This window comes from Streptomyces sp. NPDC001513 (genome assembly GCF_042894695.1).
Lineage (GTDB): Bacteria > Actinomycetota > Actinomycetes > Streptomycetales > Streptomycetaceae > Streptomyces.
Genome location: NZ_JBIAVU010000001.1, coordinates 666,562 through 680,226 on the forward strand (window position 1 = coordinate 666,562; position 13,665 = coordinate 680,226).

Sequence of the window (13,665 nt, forward strand, 5' to 3'; positions counted from 1 at the left end):
ATTACCGCTCCGTTCCGGGTGAGGAGATGTTCGATTCAGGTTCCTGCGGAGTAGCGTCGCCCTTCGGTTGCGCCGGCGCCTCGGCACTACGGCGGAGCCCTCGCTCCCCCTCCGGCTTGTCCAATTCGGCCGCCATGCGGTTGGCATTGGCCCACGCGTCCTGGCGGATGCCAGTCACCTGCCACGAGACTTTGACGTTGGGTTTGTCGGTCCGGATGGTGAACCGATTGTCCTCGATCTCATCGACCACTATTGCGACCGCCAAGCAACCGACCGGTGTGAGCTGATAGCGGAATTCGCCGTCCTGGCGACGATCGCCGTTGAGCTTCTCGAAATAGCCGGGAAGCTCTACCGTCGCCTCACCTTGGTCGTCCGTGACGATCGTACCGTTGTAGAACGTCGTCATCTCGGGGGACGTCACGGCCGTATGCGACAGGTATCTGTTGGCCGGGTCCTCAGGGTGGTCGATCGTAACCATCTGAGCTCTGCCGGTGATCGTTCCGATCACGCGGACGTTACCATCGACGTATATCGCACTATAGCCCTCGTAACCCGTTACTTGCAGTGTGCCGTGGATGTCTGCGGCGTTGTAGGCCTGCTTCTGCTCGATAGTCAGGCCCGCGTAGCCCGACCTCGCCTCGATCTCTATCTGTCCGCGCACGTCGATAGACGGGTACCCTGGGTACCCCTCGACGTCCACTTTCCCCACCGCCGCCACCGCCGTGCCGCCCTGACCCACTCGGACGTCAAGTCGCCCATTCTGCGGATTGGTCGTCCCCATCCCGACTTTGCCGTTGACGGTGTTCATCACCATTCCCCAGCCGGCGCCCCCGGTACCGTAGAGCCCCACGGTGGAGTCGGTCTCCATGCCGACGAAGGCGCGGTCGGTATTCGCGGACGCCTGGCGGAACCAAATACCCGCAGAGCTGTCGTTGCCCTGCCGCACGCGCATGCGACGCGGAACGTCGAGAGCGTCCCCATCACCGCCCTTCCCAACAGAGATCTGGTCAGTGCCGGACCACAACCGCGCCTGCCCACCCTGCGCATACCACCTCCACCGCTCACCCGCAGTCGGACTCTCAACGAAAGCCCCCGAAGAAGCCGTCCGGTCAGCGAAGGAGAAACCCCCAGAAGCTCCACCACTGTGCACCTCAGTGCCCTCCACATGCAAAGCACACCGGGGCGAGAGGGAAAGGGCTTTGCCAAGCCTGACGTTGCCGGTGACCGTGTCCATCACCAGTCCCCAGCCGGCGCCCCCGGTACCGTAGAGCCCCACGGTGGAGTCGCTTTCCATGCCGACGAAGGCGCGGTCGGTATTTACGGACGCCTGGCGGAACCAAATACCCGCGGAAGGGTCGCCGCCCTGGCGCACGCGCATGCGACGTGGAACGTCGAGAGCGTCCCCGTTGCCGCCCTTGCCGACGGAGATCTGGTCAGTGCCGGACCACAACCGCGCCTGCCCACCCTGCGCATACCACCTCCACCGCTCACCCCCGGTCGGGTTCTCAACGAAAGCCCCCGAAGAAGCCGACCTGTCGGCGAAGGAGAAACCCCCAGAAGCTCCACCACTGTGCACCTCGGTGCCCTCCACATGCAGGGCCCGCTGAGCCGTGAACGCGGCAGCCTTGCCAAGTCTGACGTTGCCGCTGGCGGTGTCCATCACCATTCCCCAGCCGGCGCCCCCGTTGCCGTAAAGGCCCACGGTGGAGTCGGTCTCCATGCCGACGAAGGCGCGGTCGGTATTTACGGACGCCTGGCGGAACCAAATACCCGCGGAAGGGTCGCCGCCCTGGCGCACGCGCATGCGACGTGGAACGTCGAGAGCGTCCCCATCACCGCCCTTCCCAACAGAGATCTGGTCAGTGCCGGACCACAACCGCGCCTGCCCACCCTGCGCATACCACCTCCACCGCTCACCCCCGGTCGGGTTCTCAACGAAAGCCCCCGAAGAAGCCGACCTGTCGGCGAAGGAGAAACCCCCAGAAGCTCCACCACTGTGCACCTCGGTGCCCTCCACATGCAGGGCCCGCTGAGCCGTGAACGCGGCAGCCTTGCCAAGTCTGACGTTGCCGCTGGCGGTGTCCATCACCATTCCCCAGCCGGCGCCCCCGTTGCCGTAAAGGCCCACGGTGGAGTCGGTCTCCATGCCGACGAAGGCGCGGTCGGTATTCGCGGACGCCTGGCGGAACCAAATACCCGCAGAGCTGTCGTTGCCCTGCCGCACGCGCATGCGACGCGGAACGTCGAGAGCGTCCCCATCACCGCCCTTCCCAACAGAGATCTGGTCAGTGCCGGACCACAACCGCGCCTGCCCACCCTGCGCATACCACCTCCACCGCTCACCCGCAGTCGGACTCTCAACGAAAGCCCCCGAAGAAGCCGTCCGGTCAGCGAAGGAGAAACCCCCAGAAGCTCCACCACTGTGCACCTCAGTGCCCTCCACATGCAAAGCACACCGAGGCGAGGCCGAGCCGATGGCCACGTTGCCCGTGGCGTCGATCAACAATCGGTCGCGGTCGGCGTTCCTGTCCGCGAAGTGCCAACGACCGTCAGAACCTGCGTATGTGACGTAGCTCCGGGCATCCGACGCCGAGCTCTCCAGTCGCAGCCCTGACCCGTTTCCGGAGCTTGACGAGGTGAGGCGCAAACCGTGCTTGTCCCACGATCCCCCCTCGATCTGCAGCCCACTCTGCACCTTGAGCGTCCCGGTGCCGCCCTCCACCGAGAGAGCAGGAGCCCCGGTCCCGTCGGCCGAAGGGACATTCACGTCCAGACCCCCGTCGGCCCGCGCACGGAGATCAGCAGCCGGGGCGTCTTCGACTTTCAACGTCGCACTGTTCGACCCCGAAGGGTGGCGGAACTCGAGCCGTTCCACAGGAACCCCCACCGCCCGGCGGAGTCCTGGAGACAGGGTCTTCACCTTGCCCCCGGAGCCGAACGTCAGCTGCGCCAGTACCACTTGCTGCCCTGTGTCCTCGAATCCGCTCAACGGCAACAGGCGGAGCCACGGCGCCAGGAGCCAACCCTGCTGCTGCGAACCTCCCATCGCATCGAAAATGCCCATGACCTCCTGCCAGGTCAACGTCAGCACCTGATCACCAGGCAGCGTCAGCCCCCCAGTGTCCAGCGTGAGGCCGTCTGCTGACACCTTGACAGTTCGGTCTGCCACGTCCTGATCCACCACCGCCCGCCCCCCGTCGGCCAGCACGATCACGCGACCCGCTGCATCCAACGCTGAACCGGTGGAGACCTTCACCCCGGCGCTCCCTGCAGTCGCAGTCACCCGCAAACCGCTGGCCACCCCCCAGCTATGCAAAGCGGAATCCCGCACTCGCCCGAGAGGGAGCAGATAGCCTTCAACATCCGCGTAGTTCTGGGCTTGATAGGAGAAATTTCCGGCAGCTTGATACCGGATACGCTCTAGTGCCATGTCATTCACCGCTACGTCGCTCGTCGCGTCGAACCGGGGTTTGAGGACGTCATTCTCGCGTCCTTCAAGCGGGTTCGTCAGGAGGAGGCGCGCACGGTCAGCGCCGAGTGCGCGCCGTTGCCAAACCGCCCGCTCCTGTTGTTCCAGCCCAAGGGGCAGCGTGGCGTTTCGCCTGCTGTTCACAAGGATACGCCGGCGGTCTGGCGGTCGCCTCCGTAAACAGTGGTGGTACCTACAGTGAATGAAACCTCCCGATGAAACCTCCGCCAGAACACGGATCCCCTTACGGTTGACCGCCCCGCGTCGCGGTCCCCAACGCTCTGCTCGTATCGTAGGGATCAGCACTGGGAGGCGTTTGAGCCCGGGGAGTGACAGCGATGGCCGAGCGAGCAGTTCTTCACGCGGCGTCGAGTACGTCGACAAGGACGCCTCTCATGGACCGGAGCCCACACCGGAACGATGTTGGACTTTCGCACGCCAGTCGAGGAGTGTCCGGCCCAGGCCGTCCTATCGGTCCGGATGTCCGAGGGGACATGGAGGCGCACCTCGGTCACGACTTGAGCCATGTCCGCATTCACACGGACGAGTCTGCAGCGATTTCGGCACGGGCGATCGGTGCTCCCGCATTCACGGTGGGCCGCGATATCGCGTTTGCAGCAGGAGAGTACGCGCCGGGAACCGATCAAGGTCGACTTCTGCTCGGTCACGAGTTGACTCATGTGATTCAGCAGGCTGCCTCCGTCCCTTCACATGGCGACGGACTCGCCAGCGCGGCAGGTGCAGCGGGGCGGGATGCCGAGGTCGAGGCGGCGGCGATGTCCGAGGCTCTGCGTGATGGATCTGCCACAGGGCCACCGCGGGTTCGAACGGGATCCGCGCCCGTACTCCAGAGATACGAGGCGGGAGAGCACGCCAAGTTCGGTGAGGCGCGCGAGGAACTGAAGAGACTCGTCAGCAAACGCGCCCTCGCCCACAAGGTCAAACGCGGTGAAACGCCCGCCTCCATCGCGGCGCGGTACGGGATCTCCGAGGCGGAACTCCGGTCGGCCAACGCGGCACAGATCAGGACCTGGAAGTCGGCCAAGAGAGACGGAAAGACGGTTCAGGGCTTCAACGCCGGAGAGACGATCTTGATCCCTCCGGTAGTCAACGAGGCGATCAAAGACGCCTTGAGCCGTAATGAGTTGACCATCGTCGTGGGAGGTGTCCATCTTGACTACGGTGAGGGCATCGCGATGGGTGACTTCTTCGCAGACCCCGCACAGATGCTCACTGCACCGGACGCCACGCTCCAGGAGCTGTCCCGTCTCATCAAAAAGGACAAGGCGAGCCCCGCGGGTTCCGTGAAGACTGCAGAGTGGGATGCGGTGACCAGCGGAAGATACACGAGTCTGGCACTCAGGAATGAATCTCATTTCTCCCCCTCGAACCCCGCCTTCGCCCCAGCCGCCGGCTCACCGGGGGACCACAAGTCCTCTTGGGAGAGGCACCACGCCGAAGCCATCACCGAGTCCCGGAAGGGAAACAAGGAGAAGGCACTGGCGATCAACGCGTTTGCCGACCACTTCCTCACCGATGCCTTCGCTGCCGGACACCTCATCAACAAGCGGGACGTCATGGAAGCATTCAAACGCAACATCACGGTGAAAGCAGACAAGAAATTCACTGCCCAGTCGGTGGCCTTCTTCGACGCCGTGGCTTCCAAGTCGTTCGTCGGCGCCGTCAAGACTGCTTTCTCCGCGTACGAGACGGTCGAATGGAAAGGGTATGTATTCCGGCCCGACATTGACTCGGCGGGTCGATTTTCGACCCTGCTGCAAGGGATCCACGAGAGGGAGCCGGACCTCCTATCAAATGCGGTGGTCAAGGGCGTCCACGACAGGCTGAACACACTTCAGGACGGCGTTCCGGTGGAGAACAATGTGGGCGACAAGTGGAATCTGTCCGGGGACACGTCGCTCAACTCGGACAGTATGCGGGTGGCCCGCAAAGCAGTCGCCCAATCGCAACTCAATGTGCTCAGCGCATTCAAATCACAAGGAGTTGCACTCGCCGACCTCTACAGAAGCGTCTGGGATCATGTGCCGCACGTCACGACTCACGGCGAGACGATAGTGAAGGACAAGGTGACGAGCGGTACGGATCCGAAGTCGGCAGCGCTGATCGACGCCACGGTCTCTCTCATCAGAGAGAACTACCTACTGATCATCAAAGAGCTCGAAAGGCGCAACGTCCTCAGGAAGGCGTGAACAGTGAGCCCATTCCAACCTGGCGGCGAGGCTGGGTGGTGGCCCCCTGAGCGCGGGTACGTACACGAGGCCGTCGACGTGCCGGCCGGCCTCGCACCCACCCTGGCCTAGGCCATGAACGTCGCAGGCCCAAGGTGTTGCTGGTGCCGTTGCCACTGCCCGGGACTAGCGGGACGATAGAGGGGTGCGATCGCACCAGCTACCTGCCGCGTTGAGCCCCGCCGCACGGCAGCACGGAACGAGCGAAGTCCCACGATCCGGCGACTTCGTGGCTCGAACCGTGGCGCATGCCGCCGAGTCGAGCGGCGCAGCGCTGGACCCGGTGACCCGGACCTGGGCAGACAGCCACTTCGGACATGACTTCGGCGACATCCGGGTTCACAGCGACCCTGTCTCTACGGCCGCGCTGGGCGCGGCCGCGTACACGACCGGCACCACGATCGTCTTCGCGCCGGGACGTTACGCTCCCGGCACCGCATCGGGCCGTCGGCTCCTCGCCCACGAGCTCGCCCATGTGCGTCAGCAGCGCGGCAGCACCGCGCCGCCATGGTCGGTGGGAAGCCCAGACGCCGCAACCGAGCGGGAGGCTGACCGGCTCGCCGACCTGGCCGCAGGCCCTGCGTACCCGGGTCGACCACCACCTGAGATCCGATACGCGCCCGCAGCCGGGACGGTCCAGCTCCACCCCGAGGAGCCGTGCCCGGCACCCCCGGAGTGGCAGCCGGAAAGTGCGGCACCACGTACGATCTACGGCCCGGCGAACCGGCTTCTCGAAAGGAACTATCGGGCCACGCACGCGGGGCCCAAGGAGCAGATCCTGGTCGGCTCCGACTTTCTCTACGGCGGGAACCCTGAATACGGGATCACGCTCCCGAAGGACGCGCAGGACGCCAGGTTCGCCCAAGAGTTCCTGGGTGAGCTCCGCGGATTGAGGCGCCAACGGGCGCCCGACATCATGGACTTCACTGCCCACACGATCTACGAGATCAAAACCGTCGGCTACGCGAACGAGGGGCAGGAGCAGCTCCGGGACGAGTACCGGCTGGCCGAGGCGCTCCGGGTCAAGCACGGAGGACGGCCTTGGAACCGGGTGCACGCCACGTGGTTCCCGCCTCACATACTGGGGCCGCTGGAGGGCAACCCCGACTGCAAGATCTGCACCGCCGCGACCGAACACCCGGTGGGAGAAGAGGGTCTGGTTCTCTATCAGGTCTACCGCCGCAGCGGCGAGGAGCGGAAGAAGGAGAATGCCCCTACCCCGGAGAAGGCCAAAGCGTTGGCCGCGCTGGCCGAGGGCGCGCAGAAGTTGCGACGTCAGCTCGATCACTACTCCGGCGAGCATAAGGTCCAAGCCGAGCTGATCGACCGGCCGTCGGTTGCCGGCTTCGCGGGCTACTGGACCAACCAGCTCTTCAACGGGCCCGTCCCTCCCGAGACCCTCTGGCTCAACGCCTTCGCCTCACTCGCGGCCGTGGACTCATCAGTACGGACCGGGGACGTCCGCCGCGCCACCGAGAGCCTGGTCCGGGGCCGTCGAGAGTTCCTGCTGGCGCAGCGACGCTACCTGATCTGGAAGGAGGGGATAGAGCCGGCCGGTCGAAAGGCGAAGATCGCCATCGGCGTTCTGGCCGTCGCGGCGATTGCGGCTTTCGTGGCACCCCAGCTCCTCACACCGGAGAAGGCACCGGAAGCCGAACAGCTGGTCGTGCGCATTGCCGAGCTGGTCGCGGAGAACGACGCCAAGATGCTGGCGACGGATGCACTCATGACAGAGGCCGAGATCACGGCCGAGGCAGAGCTTGAGGTGGAGCTCCTGCTCCGCGGACCGTAGCCAGGGCAGTGCAGCACGTCGGGCCGGAACATGCGTGAGTGCTCCTCATGTTCCGGAACGCTGGAGCGGCTGCTCATGTGCCAACGGCGGTGATCTCACGCACGGCGCCGGGCCAGACGACGAGGGTACTTCCAGGGGGCTGTGCGCGGTGCAGTGACACCGACTCCGGGACGGGATCGCGAGCGCGGCGGCGCCCTCGGGGAGCGGGTCGGCAGCGTTGGGCATGCCACCGCCTTCGAGGTGGAGGCCTTCAGCGAGAGCGGTACAGGGCCAGGCATTGCGGTTGACCGTGCAGGCCACCACGGCGAGGAGGAGTGGGGGTGGCCTCGGCCGGTGGGCCGTCCTGGAGGGTACGGCCGCCGGCCAGGACCAGGCCCCTGCGGGCGAGCGAGATCGCCTCTACGAGGTCTTGGCGGCCAGGGGTTCCTCGATGTGGTGCAGGTGCCGCCGGGCAGCGAGGGAGAGCGGGGCAGGACGACACGCGGGGCCTGGCCGCCGGAGAGTTCGGCGGGATGGGTGTGGGCGAGGTGGCCGCCAGGGCCAAGAGCGCACCTCCTGCACCCTCGAAGACCGTCTTCGGTGAGCCACGCGTTCGGCGTTGGGCAGCTGCGGGCGAGCTGGCATGCCTCGCGGGCGGGATCGACAATGTATGCAAGGAGGACAGTGTGTTCGTACGTTTCGAACCCGAAAAGGTTGATCGCACGAAGTTCGTCGTACATCTCTGGAAGGGGATCCGAGCATTCGGTGAAGCCCCGAACGAGCGGCGCGGAAGACTCACGCCGTCGGCCCCGCTCCTTCTGGGCTGGGAGAGCCCCGAGGCCCCAAGGCCAGGCTTGTGCCCGTCCCCGAGCACGGCGCGCCCTCCCCCAGCCCTTCCCACGCGATCCGGGAGTGAACGAAGGGAACCCGCCAGATGAGCCACCGCCTCAACGGCCCGTCCGTTCCGGGACGCACCGCTGCGAGTGGGGCCGCCGCTCGCACTGACAACCTGCGCGATGGCCACGCTCCGATCAAAGGGCACGGCCTTGCCAGTGGCGGCCAAACCCTGTTCGACGACTTCTCCTACACCTCGCCCACGGACCCGGCGCTCGCGGCCCATGGCTGGAGGATCCGCGCCGGCTCCGGCGGTCCCGGCATACCCGGCGCTACCTGGGACCCCACCAAGGTCACCTTCCTCATCGAGGACAACACCACCGTGATGAACCTGGAGACCTCCACCGCTGGCACGGCTCAGTCCACCCGTCATACTCAAGTCTTCACCAAGGCCCGGAAGTTCCGGAACGGCACGTACGCCGCCCGGGTCAGATTCGCCGACACCCCAACGTCCGGACCCGACGGGGATCATCTCGTACAGGCCTTCTTCATCATCAACGACCTCACGGCCCCGATGGCCGACGACTACGCCGAGTACGACTTCGAGTATCTGCCCAATGGCGGCTGGGGCGAGCCCGCCAACGTCCTCTACACCACCTCTTGGGAGACCTACCAGCTCGACCCATGGCGAGTCGACAACTATCAGACCAAGAGTCCACAAAGCTATGCCGGTTGGCGCGAGCTGGTCCTGACCATCGACGACACCGCAATCGCCTACTACATCGACGGGCACCTCTTCGGCACACACGACGCCGCCTATCTCCCTGAGCGTCCGATGACGATCAGCTTCAATCAGTGGCTGATCGATCTGAGCAGTTCGGCCTCCCTCACACCACGCACCTACAACCAGCAGGTCGACTACGTCCTCCACGTCAAGGACCAGGTCCTCCTTCCGTCTCAGATCGCCGCGAAGGTAGCCGACTACCGCACTGCCGGAACCAGCTACATCGACGACGTCCCTGCGACCTCCTGACTGCCTCAGCAGCGACACGAAAGGCCTCAACGGCCACGGGCAGGAAGGAAAGGACGTGCGGAAGTCCCGGAGACTCCGCTATCGGGCGGAGTGCAGCAGGAACTTCCGCCGCGCCGCCAGTCCACGGCCGTCCAGCAGGCCTTACGGTGCCGGCACTCCCGTGCGCCACGCGACCGGGCTCTACCCCACCGCGTCGCTGCCCCTTACCAAGATCCGGACCATACGCGGTCCAGTTCCCTGCCGATGGCGTACCGAACCATCGTGACGCTCAGTGCAGATGGGGGCTGCTCGGCACTACCTCGCTTGGGACACGAGTCGGCGGGATCCGCTGAACTGCGGCCATGCCTCCGGTCACGCGCTTTCGGCCGGCCCGTGGCCCGGCGGGTGCCGGTTCGGCGAGAGCGAGGCTGCAGCGGTCGAGCGGGCGTACTCGGTGGGAGTCTGGCCGTAGTGCTTCTTGAAGGCCCGGGTGAAGTGACTGCCGTCCGCGAACTGCCAGTGTGCGGCGAGTTCCGAGATACTCAGGCGCCCTGGCGGCGAGCCAAGGGCGAGCCGGGCCTCATGCAGTCGACGGTGGCGGATGTAGGTGGTCACCTGCTCACCCACCGCGGCGAATGCCCGGTGCAGCGTACGGACGGAGACGTTGAGTTCACGCGCAAGCATCGCCGGAGACAGTTCGGGATCGGCGAGCCGACGGTCCGCGAGGTCCTTGGCTGCCTGGGTGAGCGCGGGAGCCAGCCGGGGTTCCGCGTCGTCGAACCGGCCCTTCGCCACCGCCTTGGTCAGCTCGATCAGGGTGCCTTGGGCAGCTACCAGACCGGCCGGGCCGAGGTCGGCCACGGTTGCGTGAATCATGTCGGTAAGGGCCGTCAGCAAGCGCATCTCGGCCGAGTCCGCCGGCCCGGTGATGACCCGGGTCCCGAGCAGGGGTCTGAGCTCGCCGGGGGGCAGGACGAGGAACTTCGCCGTGAGGTGCGCCGACGTCTCGAAGGCCGTCAGGCGCCCGAGGTGCCGCACGAGGAACTGCCCGGCCGACACGGTCTGGTCGCCGTAACCGGGCGGGCCGCCCAGAGTCCATGCGCCGCTCCGCACGACGTACATGGCAACCAGATCCTGATCGCCGCCCGGGACGTCCGCGGTCCGGGTGGCCGACGCGGCGTGAAGATCGGCGATCGCCGCGCCGTGCACCTTGGCCACCTTGCCCTTGACCCGGAAGTCACCGATCGTGTCCGGGCTGAAGGCCGGCAGTTGGAAGACATCGTCGCCGACCTGCGTCTCCCACCCGCGCCGGAAAGCGTCGAGTCCCCGCGGTGCGGAGCCGGGGGCGGTCGAGTCCACTGCGAACACCCCGCGCGCGCCGTCGACCTCCGCTCCAGTGCCGTGCATCCCTCGCCGATCCTCTCGTATTCATTGCTCCAACGCCGTCCCGTGGTGATCGTGTTCCGCGGGACGCCGCCATGACTCATGTGGACACCGTGCCAATCTTCCTACAACGAAAGACGCGACCCCTGACGTTCAGGCTTCTCGCAGCCTGAACGTCAGGGGTCGCGCTCGCGCTCCATCTTCCGTCGTGAGCTCGTGCATGGGTTGGCGCTGAGACATCGAGCGCGCGATCGTTGGTCATGGTCGTGTGGTGAGGAATGCGACGCTCAGAGCGGTGCCGAGGTGGGCCGTTGTGGCGGGTACGGCATCAGGCCAGGCTCGCCTCGCGGCCGGCGCGCAGTTCGCCGTGCGGGCCGATGGCGTCGGCCACGCCCAGGCAGGTGCTGCCTCGGAAGACACCGAGTTCGTAGTGCACAGACCCGGTGTCGACGGAACGGACCGTGAGCGCGATCTCGTAGGTGCCCGGGTAGGTCACCTCACCGAGATACTGGATCTGGGACGACCAGGGCGGCAGATCCGGTACCGAGCGCCCCGCAGCCGTCCCGATCGAGTCCAAGGTGAATGCGGCGACGGCCTCGTCGTACCAAGTTGCCAGTGCGATGAAGTTGACATGCTGGTTGGAATCGACGTCACCGATCCGGGAACGCAGCGGGGCCCAGTACGAGTAGTGGGCACGGCGCAGGCGCTCTGGGCGCAGACGGGGATCCGCCGGCCTTCCTGCCAGCCCTGTCTCCGGTAGCCGCATCACGTCGAGATCGGCGATCAGCTCGTCCGGAAGCCGGAGCGGCCCCGACTTGTCGGCCAGCACGACCGTCGCGTCGCCACTGCCCACACGCTTGTCGCCGACCATGACCTCCTGTCCGAAGGTGACGGAGGAGCGCCCGACCCGGCGAACGCCGGTGTGCACCTGCACGCGGGTACCGACCGGTCCGGCCGGAGCGAGCCGGCTGACCCCTTGGCCCACGAGCAGTATCCGGAACGGGCCGAACCTCCCCTCGCCGACGAGGCGTTCGAAGCGGTGCAGCCGCAGCCGAATCCGGGCGTCTTCCAGCCAGCGGGCCGTGCCGATCGTACTGGTCGAGCCATCTCGGCCGAGATCAGCCTGTCGCACCCGGACGTCGACCTGGACGCCGGCACTCTGATTTTCAGGAAGGTTCATGCATGACCCATCCGTGCCGGTGCCGGCTCCGGCTCCGGCTCCGGTCACGTGCAGCTTGTGCGGCTCGACAGTCAGCGGGCGATCGAGATCGCGAAGGGGGTGAATCCGGTGGACCGGATCACGTGGGGAACGAAGAGGATGGCGGCTTCCGTGGCGCGGGCGGTCTGGATCCCGCCGAGGTCGGTGATCCATTCCTTGTGCCAGCCGAGGTCGGTGAGGAGTTCGCGGACGGTCTGCTTGGCCAGCGCGTCCTCGCCGGAGAGGAAGGCGGTTGGCGTCTGGGTGAGCGTGGCCGGCGCGGTCATCACCGGGAAGAGCATGGTGTTGAGCGTCTTGACGACGTGCGTTTCGGGGAGTGCTTCCTGGAGCTGTTCGGCGAGGCTCGAGCCGGGGTAGATCAGGTCGGCGGGCAGGCCGTCCGGTCCGTCGGTGGTGGCGTTGGAGACGTCGACGAGGATCTTGCCGTGCAGCTCTTCGCGCAGGGCGGCGAGACGTTCCAGGGAGCCGGCGCCCGGGGTGGCGTTGATGACGATCTCCGCTGTGCGGGCGGCGTCGGCGGCGGCGCCCGGCGCGCGGTCCACGACGGTCACCTCATGCCCTGCCCCGGTGAGGGCGGTGGCCAGGTTACCGCCGACGCGGCCGTTTCCGAGAACTGCGATCGTGGTCATGATGATGTGGTCCTTGCGTAGGTGCGGGTGCGGGTGCGGGTGCGGGTGCAGGTGTGGTGTGCGGGGTCAGCGGGAGAGCGTGGCGACGGCCTCGGCGTGGACGCCGGGCGCGGCGGCCAGGAAGCTCTCGCTCTGCGGGGTCCAGGGGCGGCCCTCGGCGTCGGAGATCCGTCCGCCGGCCTCGGTGACGAGCAGCGCGCCGGGCAGTAGATCCGCTCGGGCGCCGGCGAACTGCCAGAAGGCGTCGATCCGGCCGGCGGCCACGTTCGTCAGGTGCAGGGTGGCGGGCACGGCGGTGCGGACGACGAGCGCGTCGAAGAGCATCGCGGTGATCGAGGAGCCGACGCGCCGTACGACCTTCTCGTCCTCGTCCGGCCGGGCCTGGCTGGTGGCCACGATGCTCAGGCCGAGGTCCGCGGTGCCGGAGACGTGCAGCGGCCGGCCGTCGAGGTGGGCGCCGGCGCCGGTGAGCGCGGTGTAGGTCTCGCCGGTCAACGGCAGGTGGACCACGGTGAGGACCGGCTGGTTCTCCCGTACGAGGGTGGCGGTCACCGCCCACTCGGGCAGCGCGTGCAGGTGGTTGACGTTGCCTTCGGCCGGGTCCACGACCCACCATTCGCCGGGCGGCAGCGCCCCGCCGTCCAGTTCGTCCTCCACCCAGCGGGCGTCGGGACGCAGCGCCGTGAGGCGGGGGCGCAGGATGTCGAGGGCCGTGTCGTCGTTGACGGCGAGCGCTCGCATCAGCTCTTCGCGGGTCTCGTAGCGGACCACGTCGCCGAAGCGCTCGCGCAGCGCCGAACCGGCGGCGCGCACGGCGGTCGCGGTCTGGTCGAGCAGGCCGGCGTCGGAGGTGACGACGTCAGTGGTCTGAAGCGTTTCGGACATGGTGGTGCTCCTGTCTGAGGAGGGGTGATGAGGCCGGTCGGGGCCGAACTGCGCGTTGGCCCGCCGTGTTCGACGCGCTGCTGGAGGAGGGCAGGGTGGCCGGGGCGGCCGCGCGCCTGCATGTCACCGGGCTCGCGATGAGCCGGAGTCCGGGCCGCATTCAGCGCACGACGGGGGGATGAAGCGCGTTGTGGAGGCGTGTTGTGGAAGCGCT

At 66.8% G+C, this 13,665-nt stretch carries 7 protein-coding genes and 2 pseudogenes; 3 read left to right on the plus strand and 6 right to left on the minus strand.

Going from position 1 to position 13,665, the window contains the following annotated elements; genetic code table 11:
• Nucleotide 1 precedes the first annotated feature (1 nt).
• Nucleotides 2–3,613 carry a hypothetical protein gene (locus ACFYZ4_RS03075; RefSeq protein ID WP_390782821.1) on the minus strand — a complete coding sequence of 1,204 codons (3,612 nt, stop codon included), beginning with the start codon at nt 3,611–3,613 and terminating at the stop codon, nt 2–4.
• Between the two features lie 251 nt (nt 3,614–3,864).
• Here ACFYZ4_RS03075 and ACFYZ4_RS03080 point away from each other — a divergent pair, with 251 nt between their 5' ends.
• Complete coding sequence (locus ACFYZ4_RS03080) at nt 3,865–5,679, plus strand: DUF4157 domain-containing protein (RefSeq protein ID WP_390782914.1); 1,815 nt, start codon at nt 3,865–3,867, stop codon at nt 5,677–5,679.
• 280 nt (nt 5,680–5,959) lie between these two features.
• Nucleotides 5,960–7,510 carry a DUF4157 domain-containing protein gene (locus tag ACFYZ4_RS03085; RefSeq protein ID WP_390782822.1) on the plus strand — a complete coding sequence of 517 codons (1,551 nt, stop codon included), beginning with the start codon at nt 5,960–5,962 and terminating at the stop codon, nt 7,508–7,510.
• Nucleotides 7,511–7,586: 76 nt separating this feature from the next.
• On the opposite strand, the pseudogene ACFYZ4_RS03090 reads toward ACFYZ4_RS03085, so the two are convergent.
• Nucleotides 7,587–8,043, minus strand: a pseudogene (locus tag ACFYZ4_RS03090) (molybdate ABC transporter permease subunit); the annotation flags it as partial.
• 500 nt (nt 8,044–8,543) lie between these two features.
• Here ACFYZ4_RS03090 and ACFYZ4_RS03095 point away from each other — a divergent pair.
• A pseudogene (locus ACFYZ4_RS03095) lies at nt 8,544–9,356 on the plus strand (glycoside hydrolase family 16 protein); the annotation flags it as partial.
• 351 nt (nt 9,357–9,707) lie between these two features.
• Here ACFYZ4_RS03095 and ACFYZ4_RS03100 read toward each other — a convergent pair.
• The 4 genes from ACFYZ4_RS03100 to ACFYZ4_RS03115 form a co-directional block, all read right to left on the minus strand.
• On the minus strand, nt 9,708–10,742 hold the full coding sequence (locus ACFYZ4_RS03100) for a helix-turn-helix domain-containing protein (RefSeq protein ID WP_390782823.1): 1,035 nt from the start codon (nt 10,740–10,742) through the stop codon (nt 9,708–9,710).
• A 304-nt stretch (nt 10,743–11,046) separates the two neighbouring features.
• Entirely contained in the window at nt 11,047–11,898 is an 852-nt protein-coding gene (locus tag ACFYZ4_RS03105; protein WP_390782824.1) for an acyl-CoA thioesterase, read from the minus strand.
• 71 nt (nt 11,899–11,969) lie between these two features.
• Complete coding sequence (locus ACFYZ4_RS03110; protein ID WP_390782825.1) at nt 11,970–12,566, minus strand: NADPH-dependent F420 reductase; 597 nt, start codon at nt 12,564–12,566, stop codon at nt 11,970–11,972.
• Between the two features lie 66 nt (nt 12,567–12,632).
• Entirely contained in the window at nt 12,633–13,451 is an 819-nt protein-coding gene (locus ACFYZ4_RS03115; RefSeq protein WP_390782826.1) for a 3'(2'),5'-bisphosphate nucleotidase CysQ, read from the minus strand.
• Between the last annotated feature and the right edge of the window lie 214 nt (nt 13,452–13,665).